18 protein-coding genes and 1 pseudogene are annotated in these 24,945 nt (G+C 67.0%); 3 read left to right on the top strand and 16 right to left on the bottom strand.

Annotated features, from left to right (window positions below):
* Positions 1 to 12 precede the first annotated feature (12 nt).
* The 16 genes and pseudogenes from D6T64_RS02750 to D6T64_RS02680 all read right to left on the bottom strand — a co-directional run bounded on the left by D6T64_RS02750 (position 13) and on the right by D6T64_RS02680 (position 18,506).
* Entirely contained in the window at positions 13 to 1,488 is a 1,476-nt protein-coding gene (locus D6T64_RS02750) for a sugar transferase (RefSeq protein WP_233550793.1), read from the bottom strand.
* Positions 1,489 to 1,558: 70 nt separating this feature from the next.
* Positions 1,559 to 2,461: a hypothetical protein gene (locus D6T64_RS22130; protein ID WP_147364436.1), complete on the bottom strand. Its 903-nt coding sequence runs from the start codon at positions 2,459 to 2,461 to the stop codon at positions 1,559 to 1,561.
* A gap of 86 nt (positions 2,462 to 2,547) precedes the next feature.
* Complete coding sequence (locus D6T64_RS02745) at positions 2,548 to 3,246, bottom strand: arsenate reductase/protein-tyrosine-phosphatase family protein (RefSeq protein ID WP_119971236.1); 699 nt, start codon at positions 3,244 to 3,246, stop codon at positions 2,548 to 2,550.
* Complete coding sequence (locus tag D6T64_RS02740; protein ID WP_119971233.1) at positions 3,243 to 4,697, bottom strand: polysaccharide biosynthesis tyrosine autokinase; 1,455 nt, start codon at positions 4,695 to 4,697, stop codon at positions 3,243 to 3,245. Before D6T64_RS02740 ends, D6T64_RS02745 begins: the two co-directional genes overlap by 4 nt.
* Before the next feature lie 238 nt (positions 4,698 to 4,935).
* Positions 4,936 to 5,466 carry a sortase gene (locus D6T64_RS02735; RefSeq protein ID WP_147364435.1) on the bottom strand — a complete coding sequence of 177 codons (531 nt, stop codon included), beginning with the start codon at positions 5,464 to 5,466 and terminating at the stop codon, positions 4,936 to 4,938.
* 98 nt (positions 5,467 to 5,564) lie between these two features.
* Positions 5,565 to 7,370, bottom strand: a complete 1,806-nt coding sequence (locus D6T64_RS02730; RefSeq protein WP_147364434.1) for a DUF4012 domain-containing protein — start codon at positions 7,368 to 7,370, stop codon at positions 5,565 to 5,567.
* Between the two features lie 7 nt (positions 7,371 to 7,377).
* Complete coding sequence (locus D6T64_RS02725; RefSeq protein WP_119971225.1) at positions 7,378 to 8,661, bottom strand: glycosyltransferase; 1,284 nt, start codon at positions 8,659 to 8,661, stop codon at positions 7,378 to 7,380.
* Positions 8,658 to 9,845, bottom strand: a complete 1,188-nt coding sequence (locus D6T64_RS02720) for an acyltransferase family protein (protein ID WP_233550792.1) — start codon at positions 9,843 to 9,845, stop codon at positions 8,658 to 8,660. Before D6T64_RS02720 ends, D6T64_RS02725 begins: the two co-directional genes overlap by 4 nt.
* Positions 9,842 to 11,299 (bottom strand): oligosaccharide flippase family protein, encoded by a 1,458-nt coding sequence (locus tag D6T64_RS02715; RefSeq protein ID WP_119971223.1) that lies wholly within the window; start codon positions 11,297 to 11,299, stop codon positions 9,842 to 9,844. Before D6T64_RS02715 ends, D6T64_RS02720 begins: the two co-directional genes overlap by 4 nt.
* Entirely contained in the window at positions 11,299 to 11,835 is a 537-nt protein-coding gene (locus tag D6T64_RS02710) for a serine O-acetyltransferase (RefSeq protein WP_119971220.1), read from the bottom strand. Before D6T64_RS02710 ends, D6T64_RS02715 begins: the two co-directional genes overlap by 1 nt.
* Positions 11,832 to 12,764 (bottom strand): glycosyltransferase, encoded by a 933-nt coding sequence (locus D6T64_RS02705; protein WP_119971217.1) that lies wholly within the window; start codon positions 12,762 to 12,764, stop codon positions 11,832 to 11,834. Before D6T64_RS02705 ends, D6T64_RS02710 begins: the two co-directional genes overlap by 4 nt.
* A complete protein-coding gene (locus D6T64_RS02700; protein ID WP_119971214.1) occupies positions 12,700 to 14,076 on the bottom strand; it encodes a putative colanic acid polymerase WcaD in 1,377 nt (458 codons plus the stop codon). The genes D6T64_RS02705 and D6T64_RS02700 overlap by 65 nt, the downstream gene beginning before the upstream one ends.
* Positions 14,054 to 15,367, bottom strand: a complete 1,314-nt coding sequence (locus tag D6T64_RS02695; protein ID WP_119971212.1) for a glycosyltransferase — start codon at positions 15,365 to 15,367, stop codon at positions 14,054 to 14,056. The genes D6T64_RS02700 and D6T64_RS02695 overlap by 23 nt, the downstream gene beginning before the upstream one ends.
* Before the next feature lie 3 nt (positions 15,368 to 15,370).
* A pseudogene (locus tag D6T64_RS02690) lies at positions 15,371 to 16,348 on the bottom strand (polysaccharide pyruvyl transferase family protein); the annotation flags it as partial.
* Entirely contained in the window at positions 16,303 to 16,920 is a 618-nt protein-coding gene (locus D6T64_RS02685) for an LbetaH domain-containing protein (RefSeq protein WP_119971208.1), read from the bottom strand. The gene D6T64_RS02685 and the pseudogene D6T64_RS02690, both read right to left, overlap by 46 nt.
* A complete protein-coding gene (locus tag D6T64_RS02680) occupies positions 16,920 to 18,506 on the bottom strand; it encodes a sugar transferase (protein WP_119971206.1) in 1,587 nt (528 codons plus the stop codon). Before D6T64_RS02680 ends, D6T64_RS02685 begins: the two co-directional genes overlap by 1 nt.
* A gap of 866 nt (positions 18,507 to 19,372) precedes the next feature.
* On the opposite strand from D6T64_RS02680, the gene D6T64_RS22125 reads away from it, so the two are divergent.
* The 3 genes from D6T64_RS22125 (at position 19,373) to D6T64_RS02670 (ending at position 23,951) form a co-directional block, all read left to right on the top strand.
* Complete coding sequence (locus D6T64_RS22125; RefSeq protein WP_147364433.1) at positions 19,373 to 19,564, top strand: hypothetical protein; 192 nt, start codon at positions 19,373 to 19,375, stop codon at positions 19,562 to 19,564.
* Positions 19,565 to 19,902: 338 nt separating this feature from the next.
* Complete coding sequence (locus D6T64_RS02675) at positions 19,903 to 21,441, top strand: 3' terminal RNA ribose 2'-O-methyltransferase Hen1 (RefSeq protein WP_119971203.1); 1,539 nt, start codon at positions 19,903 to 19,905, stop codon at positions 21,439 to 21,441.
* Entirely contained in the window at positions 21,438 to 23,951 is a 2,514-nt protein-coding gene (locus D6T64_RS02670) for a polynucleotide kinase-phosphatase (protein ID WP_119971201.1), read from the top strand. The genes D6T64_RS02675 and D6T64_RS02670 overlap by 4 nt, the downstream gene beginning before the upstream one ends.
* Positions 23,952 to 24,945: the final 994 nt, after the last annotated feature.

Genomic DNA, 24,945 nt, shown 5'->3' with positions numbered 1-24,945 from the left:
ACAGCGGGAAGACTAGTAGGCTCCCTCGCGCGCGAGAACGGCTTTTGCGGTCCGCCACAGGATTATCAGGTCGCCGGTCATGGACCAGTTTTCTACATAGTACAAGTCGAGTCGCACTGTGTCTTCCCATGAAAGATTGGACCGTCCACTGACCTGCCAAAGTCCAGTAATACCGGGTTTGACCAAAAACCTGCGGTGGACATGAGTTTCATATTGACCTACCTCTCGTTCCAAAGGCGGCCTTGGGCCAACGAGCGACATCGTCCCCCCCAAGACATTGAAGAGCTGGGGAAGTTCATCCAAACTGTAGCGGCGCAGGAAACGTCCGATAGGAGTTACACGCGGGTCGTTCTTCATCTTAAACATGACGGTGTTTCCCTCTGGTCGCTCTGTCGATTGCAGGCCGGAAAGGAGAGATTCAGCATCGGAAACCATAGACCGAAACTTCAACATTTGAAACGGTTTGCCGTTTATACCTATGCGTTCCTGCCGAAAGAGGACGGCACCAGGTGTGCTTAGTCTGACGCCAGCCGCAGTGGCAAGAAGAAAAGGCGACAAGACCATTATCAACAAAGCCGAAGCGGTGATATCAAAGGACCTTTTAGCAAAGAGCTTGCGACCCTCATACCGCGGAGTTTCAACGTGGATGAGCGGCAGACCGGAGACAGGCCGCGTATGGATGCGTGGGCCACCGATATCGGTGAGGCTTGGCGCCATAACCAGATGCTGACGCCCAGGTTCGAGGCTCCAACTCAGCTCTCGTATTCGTTGTGGAGCAAGCTCGTCACTGCTCGTCACGATCACGGTGTCGGCGGCTTTGGCTTGCATCTCCGTCTGAAGAGCATCTAGATCAACAGATATACGAATTTGAGTGTCGTTGAGTAAACTGCCCTTTTTCCCATTCGGAACGCAGACGGCTACGACCAGATAGCCCGCTTCGGGTTGACGAGCCAGTTCCTGCTCCAAGTGGGTCACGGAATCGAGAGACCCGACCAGTATTACTCGCGACGAGAAGCGCTGGTTCAGTCGCTGGACGTTCAGCCACTGCCGCCACATCCACCTTGATGCTCCAAGCACAAGAAGCCCGAGCGGGAACGCAATGAGTATGTAGCCGCGCGCGAAGTCGATCTTAAATAGGAAGGCGACGAGGGCGATGATACCGAAAAGTCGAATCGTGGCATCCGCCACTAACCGGTACTCCTGAAAACCGGTGCCCACGACTCGGTAGCCTCGGGTTCCGTAGGCTCCCAGCGCCAGCATCCACGCGGCAATGATTATGACTGACAACGTGGTGTAGCTAATGGCGACGTCGTTGAGACTGCCTGTAATGGTGAGATCGGTGGCAGCAAAACCGAACCAAGCGATTTGCACTCCAAATACGACCCACACCAAGACAAGAAGGTCCGTGAACATGAGGTACCGCGCATACCTATCGCGCCAGTTCGGATCGACAGACGATGAAGTCCAGCTCGTCGCCGATTCGGGCACACGAACGACTCGAGCCGGTGCCACCCGGGCAATCAATCGTGCGTTCAAATGCCCTGACTGCAGACAGTGTTTATGGTTCCCATGTTGCTCCCCCATCCAACGATTTCTTGATTGTGTCTCCCACCCAGACCCACAGAGCACCGTCCGCTTCTGATAGACCAATTCCGCCGCCTGCGGAGGAACTGGTATCGGTAACCAGACAATGTGATGTGGAGGAAATGCTGTTTTCAAGCGAAAGTGTAGCCAACTGCACCCCGGCACACTCTGCGTTTTCAAGAATAGCAACATGGTAGCCGTCGGCCATTACCGAAAGGTTAACTGCGCCAGCGAAAATAATCGAACTTGACCAAGTCTCACCTGAATCTTGCGTTGTATAGACGGATTGGTCCGAGCACAAGATCGCTGCATCGCTCGAGTTCTGAGGTGCAACAACAACTGCTTGGGTACACGGCACACTCGCATCGCCCTGAGGCGTGTGAAGCTCGGTGCTATCTGTCGGATCGACGAACCATTCGTCGTCCAGTTGATCAGGATAAGCGCGGTAGTTGCCGCCGGCGATGAAGGTCTTTATGAATTCGGGGTTGCACCCTTCCCCCGACAGACCCACCATAGAAGCGATGCCGTCATCTTCGACGGTGATGGATTGAAGGGACGTGACATCGGTCGGCCCGGTCGCGTCTGTTGGTGTCCAGGTCAGGCCGCCGTCGAGTGTGTATTCAGGCGATGCTGAGGTATCGGGGCACGGGCCTGTCGCGGCTCGCCACGCTACCAGGTCGTTCAGGGCAGTGAGGATGCGGGTCGGCGGAACCGCTGTTGTAACTGACGAAACGGGAGATTCGACCGGCTCGGGACTCACCGATAATGTTGGAAAAGCTGTCGGCGTGACAGTGGGCTCAACCGAGGACGACACTGGGCCAACTGCGGTCGGCGGAGTTCTGTCTGACACGGCCCAGACCACCAGGGCGATATCCACGACGACAAAGGCGAGGACTGTGACGTAAATCCAAACGCGACGGCCGGAACCATGTGGTCCTGCATTTCGTCGAAAGAAGGGTGCCACTATTTGACCCGCTTGAGCGCCGCAGCGAAGGCTTGGGTGATTGTCGTCGCGGCACGATCGATTTCGGCGGCCACGGAATCGTAGACGGGCTGTGGCTGCTTGTAGGGGTCGACGACGTCGTCGTCTGTTAGGGCGACCGGAGGCTGGACGAGTGAACGGGCTTCTGATGTTTTGGAGAGCAGTGTTTTGAGTAGCTCGAGCCGCTCGGGGGTGGTCTCGACAGGCTCGACCAGCGAGGAGGGCGGGCCCAAGAGATCGACAAGCGTTGGTGCCAAGCGAGCGAACTGCATGAGCGTGAAGGTCTTGCGGATCGCCTTCGGGGTCAGGGAGACCACCTCGGCGCGGTGATCGCGAGTTGCCGTGAGGATCAGGTCGGCTTCTATTACCAGAGACATAGTCAACTGGGCCGGTTTATGCGTCGTCGAGGTGCTGCCGTATTGGACGGAGAGCGCTGCAGCTTCTGGCGTCATGGCATGACCGAGCATGGCCCGAGTGCCAGCGCTGGTGACGGCTAGGGGTACGCCTAATGCCTGGGCTTTGGCTCGGAGGAGTTGCTCAGCTAAGGGGCTGCGGCAGATGTTGCCGGTGCACACGATTAAGACTTTGAGCGTGGGGGGCTCGACAAGCTCGACCAGCGAAATTACCTGCTCGACCAGCGCGTTTGCGGGGGCAGGGTCGGCCGGCGAGTGGTGGTTCATTTTTTTGTACGGGAACGGCGTGTTGGCTCGAGCTCGGCGGCGGCCTGCTCGGCCTCGAGGTCGGAACCGTAGCCGTAGCCGTAGCCGTAGCCGTAGCCGTATCCATAGCCGTAGCGGCCGTAGCCGTAGGCGTCGGGGCCCTTGGTGGGGAGCATCGTGAGCACCAAGCCGGAGATGGGCGCACCGACATTGTCGAGGACCGTGATGGCAGACTTGAGCTTGTTTTTGTGGGTGCGACCGGCTGCCACGACGATGATCGCTCCGCCAACATTCTTCGCGAGGATGGCGGCGTCGGTGACGGGGAGGAGCGGGGCGGCGTCGAAGATGACGACATCGAAGGTGCGGTTGAACTCAGCGATGAGATGGGTCATGCGCGCGGAGCCGAGCAACTCGCTCGGGTTCGGCGGGATACGGCCGCCGGGAAGCACGAAGAGCTGGGCTCGGCCCCAGGGCTGGATGACATCTTCGAGTTCGGCGCGACCGACGAGCACGTCGGTAAGACCGACGGCTCCCTCAATGCCCATGTAGTCGGCAAGCTTCGGGCGGCGCAGGTCGGCGTCGACGAGCAGCACACGAGAGCCAGCGTCTGCCAACGCAATAGCCAGGTTAGCGCCGGTGGTGCTTTTGCCCTCGGCCTCAATCGACGAGGTAACCACGAAGGAACGGTCAGTGCGTTCAATGTCGAGGAACTGAAGGTTTGTACGCAAGGTTCGGAATGACTCGGCACGGGGGCTGCGAGGATCGACGTGCACGATCAGCGGGCGTTCGGCGGCCTTCGGATCGAAGACGATGCCGCCAAGAATGGGCAGATCAGTGATTTGCTCAACGTCGCGCTCGTTGCGGATGCGGACTTCGAGGGTTTCGCGCAGGACGGCGATGCCGAGACCGAGGGCCAAGCCGACCAGCCCTCCCAGGGCTATGTTCAGAGGGACATTGGGGCTTATCGGGACGGATGGGACTGTTGCTTCTTGCGCAAGAGTGAGCTTCACGGGTGTCACGGCATCGGCTATGTCGGGTGTCTCAAGTTCTTTCACAACGGTGGCCAGGCTTTCCGAAATCGCGCTGGCAGCCTCTGCGGCCTGGACTGGATCCGCATCAACGACGGTGATGTTGATGATGGAGGTATCGAGCTCGGCGGACGCCGTTATCTGCCCTGAGAGCTGTCCCGCTGTGATGTTGAGATTTAACTCACTGACGACAGGGAGCAAGACAATAGGGGTCTCTGCGAGAGCGACGTAAGTCTTCACCCGTGCAACTGTAAAACTGTTGCTCTGGGCCAGTTCGGATGTTGTGCCCGAATTCTGGGTCGATACGAAGACCTTTGAGGTAGCGCTGTACATCGGCGTTTGGTACAGGGAATAGCCTGCTGAGGCGCCGACTCCGACGAGGGCGAGGAGAACGATGAGAACCCAACTTTTGCGCAGGATTCTTATGTAGTCGCGAAGTTCCACTCAGCGGCCTTTCATTGAGGTGCGAGGTGCGGCCGAGGTTAGAAGCCGTTGTTAGTTTTACATAGATTGGGGTGAGGCGGAGGGTTGACCCCTGTGCGAGGGGCAGGGGTAAGGCCCCGAGCCTTTGGGGTTCGGGGCCTTACTTGTGGTGCGCTTCGTAGGTCGTCCTGCGTGGTCTCGAGACGCCGACGAAGGGCGTGTCGGCTCCTCGACCAGCGAGATTCGCGGAAGCGGTGTACTAAGCGGTCGCGCGCTGGCGGCGGACGATGGTTAGGACCACTACGAGGGCGATGCCGAGGAGGAGGGCTCCGCCGGCGCCCCAGATGAGGAGGACGGGGGCGTCATAGCCGGTGCTGGCGAGGCCGCCGCCGGTGGCGGAGTCGAGAACCGTGACGGTGAGGGCCGCGGTGCCGACGGTGCCGGAGGTGAGGCCGGTGGCGGTGACGGAGTAGGTGCCCGTGGCGTCGACCGGGAGGGTGACGTTGACGCTGGCGGCGCCGGAGGCTGAGGCCGTCTTGACCAGGGTCACGGTGGCTGCCTTGAAGGCCGACAGGGTTGCGGTGCCGGAGCCGGTCACAGCGAAGGACACGTCTTCACCGGGGGTGAAGGCGCCATCGGCAAAGGCGACGGTGACGGTGCCACCGGCGACGACGTCACCGGAAACCGTGATGCTGTCGGCCGGAACATAGCCGGCGGCGTTGGCAGCGGCGGGTACTGCGAAGACTGCGAGAATCGCCAGTGCGATCACCGCGAAAGTTTTTCTTGCCATGGTGGATTCCCCTACTGTGGATCAATCTGAATTCGCCGGGCACTGGCGTGCTTCGAATGAAGCGTGCTTCAAAGAAGCTACCCCCACTTTAGGGGACATTAACAGGAAAAATCCAGTGTCTCTGTTTCAGGGAGATGAATTATCGGGGTGCTCTGCACTTCGAGGTCACCGGAGAAGGGTTCGGCGCCCAGCCAATCGAAGCTCAAGACCGTGCTTTCGCCGGGGGCCAGGTCAACCGCGATGGTGCTCACGGGATAGCTCTCGTCGGTCGCCGGGTGATAGGGAACGTCGGCGTCGTCGCGCAGAACGCCGAGATTCTGCATGTCCGGTGAGCCGTACACCGAGACGAGCGTGTTGACGTTGCCGGGGGTGATGCCGAACGAACCGCCGCCGGTGACGTATTCGGGGAGCGAGGTGGCAGCATCCGCTGGCGCGGTGTTCGTGAGTGTCACGTCGAGGCCGAACTCCGGGCGTTGGTCGTTGCGGCAGGTGACCTGCCCGACAGCGTATTTCACGTCGAGGTATGTGTCCATCTTGGCGCCGGTGCCGTCGTTGAAGTACACCCCGAGGCGTTTCACGAGATCGGTGCTGACGGGCAGTGCGCCGGCGATCGTCGTCTGCAGCAGCACCGACTGCTCTTCTTCGTGGGCGCTGTAGACCAGCACGCGATGCTCGTCGCCGGCCTGGGCCAGGGCCGCGATGAGCTTGACCGGGTCGGCGCTGCCTCCGGCGACGGCCTCGAAGACGGATGCGGCGGCGGCGGCGAAGAAGGCATCCTGCTGGGCGGGATCGCTGTAGCGGGCGTAGGCGTCGACGAGCAGCAGCTGCACCGCGTTCTCGGCGGAGAGCACGTCGCCGGTGGGCAGGGTGATCGGGCCGGTGGCGGCGAGCAGGTAGCTGAGGGTGACGGGGTCGAGGGAGATGACGCCGTCGACCGTGACGCCGAACTGCAGGCGCCACATTTCGGCCGCGAGGGTGGCGCTCGTCGTGAAGTTCGGCGTGAGGGTGACGTTCTGTATATAAGTACCGGTGATGGCGCCGTAGATGCCCTGGGTTTCGGGGCTCAGCGGCAGCACCGGGGAGTCGTAGCGCGGAAAGTCGCCGCTGTTGGCCTGCTCGGCGAGCTCAATGCGGCCGTTCTCGGTGTGGATCAGGGCGAGGGCGCCCGGGATGCCGCCGCCGGCACGGAGCTCGGCCGGGTTCTGGAACAGCAAGACGTAATTGCGGGGGCCGTCGGCGCCGAGCATGGCCGGCAGCAGTTGCACAGCCCGGTTGAGGGATGCGATGGTCGTGGCGGTCGTTGCGACGGTCGTCTGCAGCTGCGTTGCCGCGTCAGTGACCACGTCGAGGGTGTTGCGTGTGTCGATGCGCGCGGCCTGCGTGCCGGCGGCGGTGAGCGCGGTGGAGGCTCGGGCCACGTCGCCCTGCGCGTCGACGAGGGGCTGCAGGTTGAGGGCGCCGTCGACGGGCTTGAAGGCTTCGAGGTCGACGCTGGCGGCGACGGTGGCGAGGGGGCCCACGGCGTCCTGAGCGACGTTATTGACCACGTCGGCCAACTCGCGCACCGCCGTGAGGTTGGGGCCGAGCCAGGGCAGCACCTCGTAGGCACGCCAGATGGGGTCGCTCGTGAGGCTCGCGGCGGTGGTCGAGTGGTCTTGCAGCTCGTTGACGGACTGGGCCGCGGCGTCGGCATCCGCTGCCAGAAGCTGGGTTTGAATGGTCGATGCCAGGGGGATGGCGCTTTCGAGCTCGCCCTTGGCGAGGTAGCCGCGCACGCCCACCCAGGCGGTGGAGAGGACCAGCAGCGCCAGGAGCCCGAGAACCACCCACAGCACGATTCGGCGGCGGGGGCGAGACCGTTCGCTGCGGCGCGAACGGTGAGGCGTTGGGGGCGTGGAGACCATCACAGTATTAAAACAGACGCGCCGTGGGGGTTTGGTCGCTGTCGGCGTTCAGGGACTGCAGCCAGTAGTCGAAGCGGGTGACGGCCGCGGTGGCGCTGAGCGTGGAGCGGCAGTGGGTGAGGCCGGCGGCGCCGAGGGTGTTCTGGCGGGCGGGGTCGGCGGCGAGGGTGCGGACGGCGGCGAGCAGGGCGGCGGGGTCGCCGGCGTTGACCTGTACTCCCCCGCCGGAGAGGGCGAGTTCGCCGGCGGTGACGCTGGTCGGGTCGGTGGCGCCGAGCACCGGGAGGCCGGTGCTGAAGTAGGAGGTGAGTTTGCTGGGCACGGACATCTCGGTGACTCCGGGGAGTTCGTTGACCAGCAGGATGTCGGCGCTGCCGAGGGTGGCTTGAAAGTCGGCGTCGGGGACGCCTTCGAGAAACTGCAGGCGGCTGATGTTGGTGCCTTGTTGCTCGAGGCGGGCGCGTTGGTTGCCGTTGCCGAGGAGGACGAACCGCACCGGGAGCTGCTGCTCGTCGGCGAGGCGCGCGGCCTCGACGACGTTCTCAAGGCCCTGCTTGACGCCCATGTTTCCGGCGTGCAGCACGATCGTGTCGGTGTCGAGCCAGCCGTGGGTTTTTCGCACCTGCACGCGGTCGAAGGCGGGGGGCTCGGGCAGGTGGGTCCAGTTGCGGATGACGTGGATTGTGGTGTGCTTTACGTTGAGCTTGGTGACGAGGGCGAGCTTGAAGCGGTCGTGGATGACGGCGACGGAGGTGGCGTGGCGCAGGGTGGCGCTTTCGATGCGGCGCATGAGGGCGGTGGCGCGGCCGCCGCCGGTGCCGGTTTCGGCCAGGCCCAGGCTGTAGAGGTCTTGCACCCAGATGCCGACCGGGAGGCGGCGGTGCAGAAGGCGGGCGCGGGTGAGGGCGAGTGCGGTGGAGAACAGGGCCGGGGAGACGAGGAGGAGCACGTCGGGGCGGGCCCAGCGGGTGGTCATGAGGCGCAGGCCGAAGCTGAGCTCGCTGAGGAGGCGCTGGAGGTTAGTCGGGGTGGGGGGCACGTAGTGGGCCAGGCGGGTGACGGGAACGTTGTTGATGGTTTCGTGGCTGGTGTGGGCGCCGTAGCCGGGGCGGATGCGCCACTCGGGGTAATGGGGGTGGGCGGTGATGACGCGTACCTGGTGGCCTCGGGCGGTGAGGCCTTCGGCGAGCGCGGAGGTGTAGGGCGCGTTGCCGGTGGATTCGGGGGTGTAGTGCAGGCCCAGGATGAGGATGCGCAGGGGGCGGGTAGTGTGCGGGGTGGGCGGGGTCATGGCGCGGCCGGGTGGTGGGTGAGGGTGGCGGACTCTTTGGTTTGGTGGGAGTTTTGGAAGTGGCGCTCGACGAGTTGGAAGAAGGCCCAGCAGAGGGCCAGGGTCACCGGAACCACTACGAGCATCATCAGCGTGTACTGGGCGGCGACGGGCAGGCCGAGGGGCAGGAGCAGCAGGTTGCCCAAGGCCAGGAGGGGGCTGTGGATGAGGTAGACGCTGTAGGAGACCAGGCCGGCGTAGCGCAGGGGCTTGGACTCGAAGACGGCGAAAAGGCCGATCGACGCGCCCTGGGTGGTGCGGCGGCCGAGCACCACGAGCAGGGCCATGAAGCCGGCACCGCCGATGATCTCGCTGAACCAGACCTTGTCCTGAGTGAAGGGGCTCAGCACGAGCAGCAGGGCCGCGGCGCCGATCGCGGCTGCGGTCAGCCAGCCGACGGTACCGCGCGGCAGCGTGGGGCGGGTGGTCAGCTGCGCGGCGAACATTCCCGCGGCAAAGAGGCCCACGAGCCACGGGTGCGCCCAGGGGGCGAAGCCCACGAGCGACGCGGCGAGCAGCAGGAGGGTGAGTGCGGGGGTGACGATCCACGGGGAGAAGCGGCGAAAGAGCGGCAGCAAGATGAGCGGCATCAGAAAGTAGATCTGCCACTCCACGGCGACGCTCCAGAGCGGGCCGTCGATCTGGAACGCCCAGTCGGGCGACACGTCGTGCAGCAACAGCAGGTGCGAGACCACTCCCCCGACGTCGACCGGGATCTTCGAGTCCCAGGCGGTGCCGCCCTGCTGGTTCATCACCGGGATGAACGCGATCAGGGCCAGGCTGATCGCCAGCGCGGCGAAATAGGGCGGCAGGATGCGTTTCGCCCGGCGCTTGAAGAACTGGCCGACTCCGCCGCGAAACTGCAGCGTGGGCGATTTGGTCAACGGCAGCATGAGCACGTACCCGGAGAGCACGATGAAGATAGGCACGCCGAGGTAGCCGTAGCCGATGAGCCAGCCGATGACCGGCAGTTCGGCGGCGGCCTGGCCCTCGAGGCCGGTGAAGAGGAAGGTGTGAAAGACGACCACGGCGAGCGCGGCGGCACCGCGCATGCCGTCGAGGTAGCGGAACTCGACGCGCGGGGTGGGGGCTTGGGCGGATTGGGCCGCTGTCGCCGGCGGTGACTGGCGCTTGGGGTCGGTCATAGCTGGCCTCCGGGGGTCTCGGGTGCGGGCGGGGCAGGCTTGGCGCGCATCAGGATTGCGTAGGCGACGGCGGTGGTGAGCACTCCGCAGAGCAGGCCGCCGAAGAGGGTGATGAGCGGGTTGGCGTCGAATTGGGCGGCGCTGAGTTCGCGCAGGGCGGTGGCGAGCCCGAACGGGATGAGGGAGATCAACACCGCGAGGGGGGCCGCGCGGCGCCAGAAGTAGCGGCGTGCGGGGGCGGGGAGCAGCATCCAGTCGACGACGGCGATGAGCGGGCCGAGGAAGACGGCGTTGATGATGAGCGACCCGGGCAGGCCCCAGAGCAGCGCGCCGACCGCGCAGCCGGCCAGCAGCGAGAGCTGCAGGGCGGAGTCGACGCGCAGCCGGGCGGAGTCGCGGGCGGCCAGCAGCAGCCAGCGGGCGGGCAGGGCGACGGTCATCGACACGGCCAGGCCCGCGCTGATGGCCATCAGCTGGCCGGTGGCCTGCCAGCCGGGGCCGAGCAGCAGGGCGGTGAGCTCGGGGCCGACGGCGCCGAGCGCCGCCGACAGGGGCAGCAGCAGGATGAAGAAGCGCGGCACCAGACGGTGCAGGTGGGCCTGGGTCTGGCCGGCGAGGTGGGCGGTGCTCGCGTCGCGCAGCATCGTGGGGTTCAGGGCCATCTGCGCCTGCTGCAGGGGGCCGATAAGAAACGAGAACGCGCGGGAGTAGAAGGCGAGGTTGGCGGGGCCGAGCAGGGCGCTGACGATGAGGTTGCCGCCGTTGCGGCTGGCGAATCCGGAGAGCTGGCTGAGGTAGACGCCGCCGACGGCCTGCTGCAGCGAGCGCAGCGCGGGCCGCCAGGGCAGGTCGCTGACCGGGCGGCCGCCGGGGCGCTGGGCGCGAAAGGCGGCTTCGAGGGCGGCGTAGCGCAGAGCTGCGATGAGGAACGGGCTGAGCGCAGCGGCGACCGGGGTCGCCCAGGCGAGAATCAGGGCCGCGGCGACGACGTTGCCGATGACGACGGATGCCACGTCGACGACGGACACGAAGCGCAGCTGGCCGCGCAACACCAGGAATGCCCGCGGCACCATGCTCGCCGCGGACAGTGGCAGGGCGGCGCAGAGGATCAGCCACATCAGGGCATCCGTCTGGTCGCGCACGAAGAAGAGGCTGACGGCGACCGTGAGGGCGGATGCTGCGGCGGTGACGAGCACGGCGGCGCGCGTCCAGAGGCCGTAGCGGCGTTCGTAGCCGGGGGCGCGGGTGAGGATGGCCTGCCCGACGCAGAGGTCGACGGCGATTGCGACGACGGAGGTGATGGTGAGGGCGAGAAAGAAGAGACCGTAAGAGCCCGGGCCGAGCACGCGGGCGACGATGGTCGCGCCGATCAGGCCGACGCCGGCAATGAGAACCTGGCCGGAGACGGGCCAGTGGGCGGCGTTTCGGCCGGTGAGGGTGGTGGTGCCGGTCATCAGTCCGTGGGCTTGGTGATCAGTTTGGCCGGCAGGATGCGGGCGGGGTTGCCGACGGCGCGGGCGCCCTCGGGAACGTTGATGAGCACCACGGCCATGGCGCCGATGCTGGCACGGTCGCCGATGGTGATGTCGCCGAGGAGTTGCGCGTAGGCGCCGATGGCGACGCCGTGGCCGATGACGGGGGCGCCGGTGCCGGTGCGGGCGCCGATGGTGACGCCGTGACGCAGGGTGCAGTTGGCGCCGATGCGGGTGCCGGGGTGCAGGATGATGCCGCCGAAATGGTGGATCAGCAGGCCCGGGCCGATGCGGGCGGAGCGGGGGATGTCGATGCCGGTGATGAGGCGGGTGACGGAGTAGAGGAAGAAGTAGAGGGCGTGGAGTGGGGCGCGGAGGAGGCGGGGTGCGGTGAGGGTGTAGCGGCCGAAGCGGTAGACGGCTACGGCGTAGATGGCGGGTTGGAGGAGGAAGGGGTGGGGGCCGTAAAGGGGGAGGTCGGCGGAGAAGTAGTGGCGTTCGGGGGTGTGGCGGGTCATTGGGGGGACCTTGGGGGCTGGGTCTGAGGGTCGACTTGCGGTGGTCTCGACACGCCGGCCAAAAGCGGGCCGGCTGCTCGACCAGCGAGATTTTTTGCTCGACCAGCGGAGAACTTGGCGAGAGCGGAGGGGGGCGACGCGGCGGGAACGGGGTCGGCGAGGGCGTGGCGGGTTTGGAAGGCGCGGAGGTTGCGGCTGATGAAGTGGCGGGCCTGGCTGAGGAGGCGGCGCGGGAAGGGGCTGTGGAGGATTTCGCGCTGTACCTGGGCGGCCTCGCGGGCGAGGAGGTGGGTGTTGGCCTGGCTGACACCGCCGGCGTGGAAGACGGCGACGGGTTCGTACCAGTTCTGGGTGGGGATGCCGTCGGCGATCATGCGGGCGGTGAACTCGTAGTCCCCCACGATGCGATAGGTGAGGTCGTAGCCGGATTCCCGGGCCTGCTCCCCCGGATAGAAGATGGCCTGGTGCGAGGTGGGCAGGCCGTGCCAGATGTAGGAGCCGCCGCGGGCTTTGCGGTGGATCTGCCCGCGGCCGGTGTCGAGCAGGTAGTCGGCGAGGAGCATCCGCTGCTGAGAGCTGTCGAACTGGGCTTTGAGACCCGACCAGGAGGCCAGGCAGCATTCGTCGCCGCCGTTCAGAAACCAGACGTGCGCGCCGGTGGTGAGGCGCAGGCCCTTGTTCATGGCGTCGTAGATGCCCTTGTCGGGTTCGCTGACCAGGCGCACCCGGGCGCGGCCGGCGACGGTGGTGGCGAGCATCTCGGCGATGGCTTCGTGGGCGGCGGGGCCGGATCCGCCGTCGATGACGACGACCTCGAGGTCGGGGCCGGCGACCGCGGCGAGGTTTTTCAGGGAGCGGAGGGTTCTATCGAGGCCGGGGAGATCCTGGTAGGTGACGGTCACGATGCTCAGAAGCGGGGTCGTGTTCATGGGAGCCCTTCGAAGTGGCCGGGGTGTGCGGACTGGGGGTGAGCGATTGACGGAAGGCGACGATGACGAGCCAGGCCATGAGGCCGTATTCGGGGGCCATGATGGCGCCGGAGAAGAGCAGCGAGGCGAACAGCCAGAGCGGGGCGATGCGGCGCCAGGCCAGGCCCGCGCTGTTCAGGCGCAGCACCTGGCCGAGGGTGAGCAGAAACCAGATCAAGACGGCGACGAGGCCGGCCCAGCCGAAGTAGAAGATGATGACGTAGAGGCCGTTGTCGAGGCTGCTGGCGGGAACGCCGGCCATGCGGAATCCGTAGCTCGAGATGACGTCGCTGACCGAGCCGAGCGGCTGGCCGAACGGGCTGTGCAGCAGCACGTCGCGCAGCACCTCGAGCGGGGCGAGCAGCCGGTAGTTGGCACTCGTGCCCACCTCGGTGATCGACGAGAGCCGCAGCACCAGATAGTCCCCCACGATGGCGGCGCCGGTGACGCCGAGCACGAGCACGAACAGGGCGAGCTTGGGCTTGCTTCGCAGGGCCACGACCACGACGATCGCGGCGAAGACGAGCAGTCCGGTCGCGCTCTGGCAGGCCAGCAGGCCGAACAGGGCAAGCGTCGCGGTGCTCTTAGGCTTGCGGCCGAGGCTGAGCAGCGCCACGGCGACGCTGCCGATCACGAACGAGGCGTAGGAGGGCTCGAGGTAGAAGCCCTGCGCCCGCGGGATGCCGCCGAACTGCAGGCCGGGCGCGTAGGCGTGAAAGTACTGGAACGGTCCGAACGGGTTGAAGAGCAGGTCGCTGCCGAGGGTGCCGAGGGCGACCTGGCCCACGCAGATGCCGCTGACCACCACGAGGGCGGCGAACAGGCCGCGGGCGAACTGCGGCGAGCGCACGATCTCCGAGCGGATGCCCCCGGTCGCCGTCACGACGATGAAAGAGGTGAGCAGAAACAACAGCAGGGTCTGGGTGAAGTCGCCGCTCTGGGTGGCGGGTGAGAGCACCGCGGCGAGCGCGGCGAGACCGATGATGAGCGCCCAGACCACGGTCTGCCGGCCGTAGGGCGGATGCTTCACGACCACCGCGATGAGCAGCAGACCGCTGAACAGGCCGAGCGTGAGAAAGTAGCCGCCGATCGTGGCGATCTGAAAGTGCTGGAAGACGATGGTGGTGAAGGCGAGGGCGCCGGCGAGGGCGGCGCCGCGGATGCGCGGGGTCGCGGTGGGGGGCGGGGCCTTCAGCGCGGGGTGCGCGGCCGGGGCGCGTGCGGGCGCCGGAGCGGCGAGGGCCGCGCGGTTACCGGGTGAGGAGAGAGTCATAGATGGCTCGGTATTCGGCCGCCATGCGGCTCGGGGCGAAAAAATCGGGTACGGCGAGGTCGGAGGTGCGGTCGAGGGAGAGAGGGGCGGCATCCGTCGGCCGCGCTGATGGGTCGGGGTCATCGTCGCGGGGGTTGGCCTGCAGGGCGGCGTAGAGGGAGTCGGCGCTGTCGAAGAGGGTGACGCGGGGGTGAGCACGAAACTCGCGGGCGGCCTGCGAGTCGACGGCGAAGACGGCGAGGCCGGCGGTGAGGGCCTCGGCGATGGTCAGCGGAAAGTAGTCGACCTGGCTGGTGAAGATGAGCCGGTCGTGCTCACGCATGAGCTTGGCGAGGGCGACCCGGTTCATGATCGCCGGGCGATACTCGGCGCTCGTGCGCACGGCCTTGTAGGTGGGGGTGTAGTCCGGGTTCGCTTCGGGGTTGTCACCCACGATGGTGAGGCTTTGGTAGGGCACGGCGGCGATGGCGGTGAGCAGTTCCCAGTCGACCTTGTTCTCGTCTCGCAGGTCGCGGCAGAGAAAGAGGTTGCGAGTGGTCTCGGTGTGCACCCGCGGATGCGCTTCGAGGGCGTCCCAGAACTGGCGGTCGACGGAGTTCTTCACCACGGTCACGTTGTCGATGCCGGCGGTGACCGCTTCATCGGCGAGCCAGTCGGCGCAGGCGACGATGCTCGTGGGCACCGACTGCTGCAGAAGGCGTACGGCCGCATAGCGCTGCTGCCAGCGCTCGGCGGCATGGTCGAACTTGGCGGGCGGGTAGGCGGCGAGGTCGGGACATTTGGGGCATCCGTCTTGCCAGAGCCGACAGGTGCCGGGCTGGGCGCAGCGGCCGGTCATGATCCACTGGTCGTGCAGGGTCCAGACGACCGGTTTGCCGGCGCGGCTGATGTCGCTGAGCAGGCGCTCGGTGGGGGCGAAGTAGCTGTGGATGGCGTGCAGGTGCACCACGTCGCTGGCTTCGACGGACTTGGCGAAGTCGTGCCAGAGGTGCGGGCTGACCAGGCCGGTCTCCACCCCGCGGGTGGAGTAGCTGATGCGGTTGAGCGCGGCGATCGCCGCGGGGGTGACGCGCACGCCGTCGTATTCGGCTTCGAGCGGGCTGGCGCGGCCGCGTTTGCCGTAGCCGTAGGCGAACGGGCTGCGGATGCCCACCCGCCGCAGCTCGTCGGCGAGGGTGCGGGCAACGCCGGCGGCTCCGCCTTCGGAGAGGCGGATGTTGACCTGGAGCACGTTCTGCACCGTTTTGGTGGTGGCGCCGGGGTTATCTGTGCCGGGGTTGTCTGTGTACATGGGTCAGCCTGCCGTCACGGTCTCGAATTGGGCACGCCAGGCGTCGATCTCGCCCTGCGGCAAGTCGACCCGGCGGGTGATTCGGGCCTCGACGCTGGCCTCGATGCTGGCCCGGTCGCCGCGGGCGTGCACGGGCAGGCCGGTGTCGCGGCCGATCTCGAGGGCGCGATTGTCGACGGCGACGATGAGGCCCCAGACGCCGCGATCGAAGGCACGGATGCCGCCGTGCAGCCGGGTGCCGATGTAATCGACGTTCTGGGTGAGCAGCTCGTCGAAGGCATCGAGGGTGGGGGCGGTCATGTCGTCGTCGACACGGAGCTCGCGAGCGTAGGCGGCGTCACGTTTGGCCTGCGGCCACACCACGACCCGGTCGTAGTGGCGGTGCAGCAGGTCGATCAGCCAGGGGTCTTCGACCCGGTCCTTGTTGTAGTCGGTGAGAGTGACGACGACGGTTGTCGGGCGGCCGGTAGTGCCGGCGGTGACGTTGCGCAGGTCCCACATGGTGGGGCAGGCCGTGTTGCGGGCCTGGAAGCCGAGATTCTCGAGTTTCTGCTTCGTATATTCGTCGCGCACGGAGTGCACGTGGTCGCGGCTGAGCACCTGGCCGAGCACCCAGCGGGTGTAGGCGTTGGGTTCTTCCTGGTACTGCCACCAGCCGACGCCGAGCAGCAGCACCTTGCCCTTCAGGGCGTGGATGCTCGCCGGGTCGAGCTTCCACTGTTGGTAGAACGGCATGTTGGAGCTGAGCAGGTTGGTGCCGCCGATGATGGCGAGGTCGGCCTTGCGGGCGATCAATCGGTCGGCGTGGCCGAGGCGCACCTGGGTGGGCAGGGCGGCGGCGATCGGCAGCCGGGCGTGCAGGGCGGCGTCGACTTTCTGGCGGATGATCTGGTCGCCCACGTTGCTGGAGGCGATGGATGGGTCGAGAAGGATGATCACTGGTCGGCCCCTGTCGTGTCGGTGTCGTCGGTGTTGTCGGTGGTGGTTTCGGGAAAGCGGTCGCCGAGGATGACGGCGCCGGGGGTGCCGACGATCTTGCCGGCGGGGATGCGGCCGGACACCACGGTCATCGGCGTGACCAGCACGCTCTGCCCGAGGTGGGTGCCGCCGAGGATGATGCAGCGGGTGGTGACCCAGCATCCGTCTTCGATGTGGATCGGTGCGGTGATGAGGGCCATGTCGCGGCGATGGGCGTGACTGCCGGTGGTGAGGAAGGTCTCCTGGGAGAGGACGACGTTGTTGCCGAGGGTGACGTGGTCCTGGTTGTGGAACCAGACGCCCTCGCCGATCCAGCAGTCGTTGCCGATGTGCAGGTTCCAGGGGAATTTGACGCGGGTGCGCGGGCGGAAGATGACGCCGTGGCCGATGTCGGCACCGAACGCGCGCAGGGCCTTGACACGGAGGGCGGAGCTGATCTGCCAGGGATTGGTGACCAGGAGCAGCTCGACGATGGCCCAGAGGTAGACCGTGCGGGCCGGGCGGCCCCATTTGCTGCGTTCGCCGGGGGCATCCGCTAGCGGGATGACGCGGGTGCGCTGGGTCGTGCGGGGCATCAGACGGCGTCTCCGCCGGGGGCGACGACGGCGCGCATGGTGCGCCAGAGGATGACGATGTCGCCGGTGAGGCTCCAGTTTTCGACGTAATACAGATCGAGGCGGATGCTGTCCTCCCAGCTGAGGTTGGACCGCCCGCTGACCTGCCAGAGGCCGCTCATGCCGGGTTTGACGAAGAGGCGGCGGTGGGCGGCGGAGTCGTAGAGGTTGACCTCGCCCTCGCGCTGTGGGCGCGGGCCGACGAGGCTCATGTCGCCCTTGAGCACGTTGATGAGCTGCGGGAACTCGTCGAGGGAGTATTTGCGCAGCGCGCCGCCGACGCGGGTGAGACGCGGGTCGTTTCGGACTTTGAACAGGGGGCGGTCGGCGGTGCCCTGCTCTTTGAGCAGCGCGGCGAGCTGGTCGTCGGCGTTGACGCGCATGGTGCGGAACTTCAGCATGTGGAAGAGCTGGCCGTTGAGGCCGACGCGTTCCTGGCGGTAGAAGACCGGGCCGACGCTGGTGAGGGCGACGAGTGAGGCGAGCACGATCAGGGCCGGCGACAGGATGAGCAGCAGCAGGCCGGAGCCGACGATGTCGAAGGCGCGCTTGGCGAAGCGTTTGCCGCCGTCGAAGCTCGGGGTCTCCACGTGGATGAGGGGGAAGCCGGCGACCGGGCGGGTGTGGATGCGCGGGCCGCCGATGTCGGTGAGGCTCGGCGCGACGACGAGGTGCTGGCGGCCGGGCTCGAGGCCCCAGCTGAGCTCGCGCACCCGTTCGGGCGGGAGTTCGTCGGCGCTCGTGATGATGACGGTATCGGCGCCGCTCTTGGTGAGGGCGACCAGGATGGTGTCGAGGGTGCCGATGACGGGGATGTCGGTGTCGGGCAGGTTCTGGGCGGTTTTGCTGGGAGCGGTGCCGGGGATGCAGGCGCCGACCACGCGGTATCCGCTTTCGGGCTGCTTGCCGAGCTCGCGGGCGAGGTGGGTGGCGCTGGCTTGCGAGCCGACGAGGAGGACTTGGCTCGAGCAGCGGCCCATGCGGCGCTCGGCGCCGAGCCACTGCCGCCAGATCCAGCGGGAGAAGAGCAGCACGGCCAGGCCCAGGGGCAGGGCGATGAGGATGTAGCCGCGGGCGAGGTCGATCTTGACCAGGAAGGCGATGATCGCGATCATGCCGAAGAGGCGGAGGGTGCCGTCGGTGATCGCCTTGTATTCGGCGGTGCCGGTGCCGAGCACGCGGGATTCGCGGGTTCCGTAGAGGCGGAGGGTGAGCATCCACGCAAAAATGGTGACCACCGAGATGGTGGAGTAACTCAGGGTAGTCATGGTCGCGTTACTGAAGTTGACCGGGGTGGAGAAGCCGAGCCAGGCGATTTGCACGCCAAAGACGACCCAGATGAGCACGAGGAAGTCGGTGAGCACGACGCGCATGGCGTAAGCGCGGTGCCAGTCGGGGGCGGGGGCCTGGCTGAAGTCGGGTATCGGCCCGGTGAGGGCGGCGCGGGCGGCCTGCGCGGTCTTGGCCGCGGTCGCGATGCGGGGGGCGCGGGTCGGACGGGTTGATGGTGGCGCTGTCTGACTGGTTACGCGGTGTTCAAATGCCATGTCGCTTCCCCACTTGCCTGTTCGGTACGGTTCGTGCCTGTCGGGAGCGACGAAACCGGTGCCGCCGATAGTGCGGCTCCGGTGCCCAGACGGTCTCGGTGGTGCTGTCGTGACTGGAGAGACCGATCACTGAAATAACGTACCCCAAACGGGGGGTGTAGACCAGAGGTTTTGTGCCTCAGATGGGGGGTTTATCAGGAAAACCCGAGATCACCTCACATAAACACGAGCGCCATTCGGCCCCGGAAGCGCCCGGCGCGCCCCCGTACCATTCGACGGAGTTGAGGCCGTGAAACGCGCGGGTGGGCCCGGAAACGATGGTTTTGGCGCTGAATACCGTCGAATGGTACGGGCGGCGGGCTCGGGTGCCGTGATGGCGACGGCCGGGTGATCGCCGCGGTCTCGGGGAGCCCGGCAGCGGACCCCAGGGCAAGGTTTGGGCGCGCCAGCGCCCACACCGCGGCAGGCCCGAAACTCCGGCAGAGGGCAGATCCCCCATCGATTGCTCCAGGCCGTGGAGCGATTCGTAGCTGGCCCGGCGACCTCGTCTGTCCGGCTTATCGGCTGGCGCCGGGTCATCCGTGGCGCGCGTACCATTCGACGGTATTCAGCTGCGAAACCAGCCCGATCCGGGCCGCGAGCGAGTATTTTCGGGCTCAACTCCGTCGAATGGTACAGCGGGCCCGACTCTTGGCCCGCTCGAACCGCTCTGCCGGGGTTGCAGGCCTGCCGCGGGGTGGGCGCTAACGCACCCAACCCCTTGCCCCGGGTTCTGCTGCCGGGGTTCTCGAAGCGGCAGCTTCGGCCCGGCCGGCTGCGGAGGTCGCCATCACCGCGCTCGGGTCGGCCTCCCGTACCATTCGACGGTGTTTGAACCCGAAAGTGGGGGTTACGGGTTCAAACCGACCTATTCGTGGCTGAACACCGTCGAATGGTACGCGGCACGGGGATCGCTGCTTCGCGGCTCTCGTTTCGTCGGCCAGTCAGGTCAGCGGACGCCCTGTCGTGGCGATCTCAGTGTCGGCTTTGATAAAGTTATCAACGCTTTTGAGCGCTGATAACTTTATCTTTTCTCGGCGTCGAATGGTTCAGCGTGCCACGAGCGCGAGTCTGGGCCGGTGGCTGCATCGCGGCACTCGTTGTGCGAGCGGGCACGTGTTCGGAGAGGTGCCGGCTCGCACTACGAGTGCCGCGACGGCCTAGACGGGCTGGGGCCGGGGCATCCGTCGCCGGCTTTGGTTGCCGCACCGACTACCGCGTACCATTCGACGGACATCAGCCGCGAAACGACCGAAGCCGCGCCCAGAATGCCGTCTTCGCGGCTGAACACCGTCGAATGGTACGGAACGGGGCGTCAATAGACTGGCGGTCTACCTTTGCCTACCGAAGGAGCTTTGTGCTCGTCACCGTTACCTCGACCGCGCCCGACGCGGGCAACCTGAGCCACCTGCTGCGCAAACACCCGGAGCGCGCGCAACAATTCGCGCTCAGCGTCGGCACGGCACACGTGTTCTACCCCGAGGTCAGCGCCGAGCGCTGCACGGTGGCGCTGCTGCTCGAGGTCGACCCGATCGGGCTGGTGCGGGACAAGCACTTTCGCGGCAGTGATTCCGCCACACTCTCGCGCTATGTGAACGACCGGCCGTACGCGTCCTCCTCGATGGTCGCCGTGGCGCTCGGGCAGGTGTTTCGCACGGCGATGAACGGGGTGAGCGAGTCGTATCCGGATTTGGCGGCATCCGCTCTGCCGCTCGAAATCACCGTGGCGGCGCTGCCGGCCCGGGGCCGCGACACCGCCGGGCTCGTCACGCGGCTGTTCGAACCGCTCGGCTGGACCGTGACGGAGACGCCGATCGCCCTGGACCCGGACTTCAAGGACTGGGGCGACTCCGTCTACGTCGACCTGGTGCTGCGCGGAAACGTGCGGCTGAGCGACGCGCTGCGCCACCTCTACGTGCTGCTGCCGGTGCTCGATGACGCGAAGCACTACTGGGTCAGCGATGACGAGGTCGGCAAGTTGCTGCGCGCGGGCGAGGGCTGGCTGCCCGATCACCCCGAGCGGGAGCTGATCACCCGGCGGTATCTGGCGCATCAGCGGTCGATGGTCGACGAGGCGACGGAGCTGATGACGGATGCCGCGGCCTGCGATTCCGAGGATGGGTCGGCCTCCGAGCGGGCCGGGCAGAGCGACCCGGGCACGTCGACGGATGCCGCGCCGCGCGATCTCGACGGTTCTCCGTCGGCCGTGCAGGGCACCTCGGAAACGTCGGCGCCGCGGGCGGGCGACCCGGCGCATCCGTCATCGCCGGCCGCCGCGCCGCGCCCGGTGTCGCTCGCCGCTCAGCGCTCCGAGGCGGTGCTCGCGGCCCTGCACGACGTGGGCGCGCACTCGGTGGCCGACGTCGGCTGCGGCGAGGGCGCCCTGCTGCGGCGCCTGGCGACGGACTCCGCGTTCACGACCATCATCGGATCCGACGTCTCCGCGAGCGCGCTCGCCCGCGCCGCCCGGGCGCTCAACCTGCGCGAGGCCAGCGACCGCCAGCGCGAGCGGCTGCAGCTGGTGCAGAGCTCGGTGACCTACCAGGACGACCGGCTCGCCGGCCTCGACGCGATCGTGCTGATGGAGGTGATCGAGCACCTGGACCTGGAGCGGCTGCCGGCGCTGGAGGCATCCGTCTTCGGAGCGGCCGCGCCGGGCGCGGTCATCGTCACCACGCCGAACGGCGACTACAACGCCCTGTTCGAGGCGCTGCCCGCCGGCACGATGCGGCACAGCGACCACCGGTTCGAGTGGTCGCGGGCGGAGTTCGCTTCCTGGGCGTCGGGCGTCGCGGACCGCCGCGGCTACGCGGTCGAGTACCGCACGGTCGGCGAGGTCGACGCCCAGCTCGGCTCTCCCACCCAGCTCGCCCTGTTTCGAAAGGACCGCCCATGATTCTGCCCCTGCCCGTGATGTCACTCGTGGTACTGGTCGGCGCCTCGGGGTCGGGAAAGTCCACCTTCGCCGCCACCCATTTCGCGCCCTTCGAGACCCTGTCGAGTGACTTCTTTCGCGGGCTGGTGTCCAACGACGAGAACGACCAGGCGGCGACCGCGGCGGCGTTCGAGGCGCTGCGCTTCGTGGCGGGCAAGCGCCTCGACGCGGGGCTGCTGACCGTCATCGACGCCACCAACGTGCAGGCGGATGCCCGCCGCTCGCTGATCGAGCTGGCCCGCGCCCACGACGTGCTGCCGGTCGCGGTGGTGCTCGACGTGCCGGAGGGTGTCTGCGTGGCGCGGAATGCGGCGCGGGCGGACCGGAGTTTCGGGGCATCCGTTGTGAAACGCCAGCATGACCAGCTGCGCCGCTCGTTGAAGCAGTTGGGCAAGGAGGGCTTTCGGCGGGTGCATGTGCTGAACGGCGTCGAGGAGATCGCGGCGGCGCAGTTCGCGCGCGAACCGCTGCTGAACGACCGGAGTGGGGAAAAGGGACCGTTCGACGCGATCGGCGATGTGCACGGGTGCCGGTCGGAGCTCGAGACGCTGCTCGGCCGGCTCGGGTATGACGTGGTGTTCGATGAGTCGGGGCGGGCCGTTGACGCGGTTCATGTTGAGGGCCGCCGGGCGGTGTTCTTGGGCGACCTCGTCGACCGCGGGCCGGACACCCCCGGCGTGCTGCGGCTGGTGATGGGCATGGTCGCAGCCGGCCACGCCCTGGCCGTGCCGGGCAACCACGAGGCGAAGCTGGTGCGCGCGCTCGAGGGCAAGAAGGTGCAGCCGAGCCACGGGCTGGCCGAGACGCTCGCGCAGCTCTCCAGCGAGACGGAGGAGTTTCGCCGTGAGGTGCTGCAGTTCTGCCGCGACCTGGTGTCGCACCTCGTGCTCGACGAGGGCCGGCTGGTCGTGGCGCACGCCGGACTGATCGAGAAGTATCACGGGCGCGCGTCGGGACGGGTGCGCGCGTTCGCACTGTTCGGCGACACGACGGGCGAGACCGACGAGTATGGGCTGCCGGTGCGGCTGCCGTGGGCCGCGGACTATCGGGGCACGGCGACCGTGTTGTACGGGCACGTGCCGACCCTCGAGGCGGAGTGGGTGAACGGCACCATGTGCCTCGACACCGGATGCGTGTTCGGCGGCACGCTCAGCGCGCTGCGGTATCCCGAGAAGGAGGTCGTGAGCGTTGCGGCCGAGCAGGTTTGGTATGCGCCGGTGGTGCCGCTGAAGCCTGTCGAGGTTTCTCGTGACCCATCGCTGTTGCGGATCGACGACGTGCTCGGCAAACAGATGGTCGAGACGCGGGTGTTCGGCAAGGTCGGCATTCGCGAGGACAACGCCGCCGGGGCTTTGGAGGTGATGAGCCGGTTCGCGACGGATCCGCGGCGGCTCGTCTATCTGCCGCCGACGATGAGTCCCCCTGCGGAGTCTGCGCTGGAGGGCGTTTTGGAGCACCCGGCCGAAGCGTTCGCCGCGTACCGCCGCGAGGGGCTGGAGCGGGTGATCTGCGAGGAGAAACACATGGGATCCCGCGCGGTCGTGCTGCTGACCCGCGACCCGGCCCGGTTTGGTGCGGCCGACGGATGGCGCGGCGCGGTTCACACGCGCACCGGCCGGCCGTTCTTCGGCGAGGCTGAAACGTCTGAGTTTTTGGCACGGCTCGACCGGGCCGCGGAGGCGGCCGGGCTGTGGGACGAGTTTGGTGGGTCGTGGCTGTTGTTCGATGCGGAACTGCTGCCCTGGTCGCTGAAGGCGGGAGCGTTGATTCGGGAGCAGTTTGCGAGTGTCGCGGCGGCGGCGACATCCGCTCTGCCAGCAGCGGTGGGGGTGTTGCAGACCGCGGTGGACCGCGGGGTTGATGTGGGCGAGCTGCTCGCGCGCACGCAGCGGCGGGCGGGGAATGCATTCGCATACCGGGATGCTTATCGGCGGTACAGCCAGTCGTCTGCGGTGCAGCTGGCGCCGTTCCAGCTGCTCGCGTCGGAGGGAGCGGGTCACCTGGGGCGGGAGCATTCGTGGCATCTTGGGGTGGCGGATCGGCTCGCTGTGGTTGATGGGGAGTTCATTCGCCGCACCCGGAGCATTGAGGTGGATCTGACGTCGGCGGAGTCGGAGGCCGCGGCGACTCTGTGGTGGGAGGAGCTCACCGCGGGCGGTGGCGAGGGCATGGTCGTGAAGCCGGTGGCGGGGCTGGTGCGCGGAAGTCGCTCGCTCGCGCAGCCGGGCATCAAGGTGCGCGGGGCGGAGTATCTGCGGATCATCTACGGGCCGGACTACCTGGATCCGGCCAACCTGGCGCGCCTGCGCGACCGAGACGTGGGGCACAAGCGCTCGATGGCGCTGCGGGAGTACGCGCTCGGGGTCGAGGCCGTCGAGCGTTTCGTCGCCGACGAGCCCCTCTGGCGGGTGCACCAGGCCGTCTTCGGGGTGCTGGCCATGGAGTCCGAGCCCGTAGACCCCCGCCTCTAGCGCGGCCCCCGCCCGCCCCCTCGCTGATTGAGATCTCGACAAGCTCGATCCGGCGGCAGGGCGCGCGCGTCGGTTGTCGAGCCTGCCGAGACAGGCGCGCCCGTGTCGAAACCACCGCAACCCGACCTACACGCCGAAGATCGGCCTACGAGGTTTCGACCAGCGCGCTTCCCCTCCGTCTCGCTGGTTGAGCAGGGCGCGCGCGCCCTTGGCGCGCCCGTGTCGAAACCACCGCGAGCCGACCCTCGGTCCGAAGGTCGTCCTACGGGGGTTTCGACCAGCCGCGCTACGCGCGCAGGCTCAACCAGCGAGATCCCCCCGTCTCGCTGGTTGAGCAGGGCGCGCGCGCCCTTGGCGCGCCCGTGTCGAAACCACGGCGAGCCGACCCTCGGTCCGAAGGTCGTCCTACGGGGGTTTCGACCAGCCGCGCTACGCGCGCAGGCTCAACCAGCGAGCATCCGCTGGTTGAGCAGGGCGCGCACGCTCTTGGCGCGCCCGTGTCGAAACCACCGCGAGCCGACCCTCGGTCCGAAGGTCGTCCTACGGGGGTTTCGACCAGCCGCGCTACGCGCGCAGGCTCAACCAGCGAGATCCCCCCGTCTCGCTGGTTGAGCAGGGCGCGCGCGCCCTTGGCGCGCCCGTGTCGAAACCACGGCGAGCCGACCCTCGGTCCGAAGGTCGTCCTACGGGGGTTTCGACCAGCCGCGCTACGCGCGCAGGCTCAACCAGCGAGCATCCGCTGGTTGAGCAGGGCGCGCACGCTCTTGGCGCGCCCGTGTCGAAACCACCGCGAGACGGCCTGCAGTCCGTGGGTCCGGTGGAGTGTCGGTGGTGGGTGAGAGGCTCAGGTGAAAGACAAACGCCGGCCTGAGGCGAAACCTGTGGTGTAAACACCTACTAAACTCATGAGAAAACGTCAGCGTTAGTCTTGTATTTGTGTTCACCTCCGGCTAAACTGAGCATATGTCACAGACACTTCCGTCGGACACAGGAG

It is taken from the genome of Cryobacterium melibiosiphilum (assembly GCF_003602235.1).
Classification (GTDB): Bacteria; Actinomycetota; Actinomycetes; order Actinomycetales; family Microbacteriaceae; genus Cryobacterium; species Cryobacterium melibiosiphilum.
This window is presented reverse-complemented; position numbering and strand designations above follow the sequence as displayed.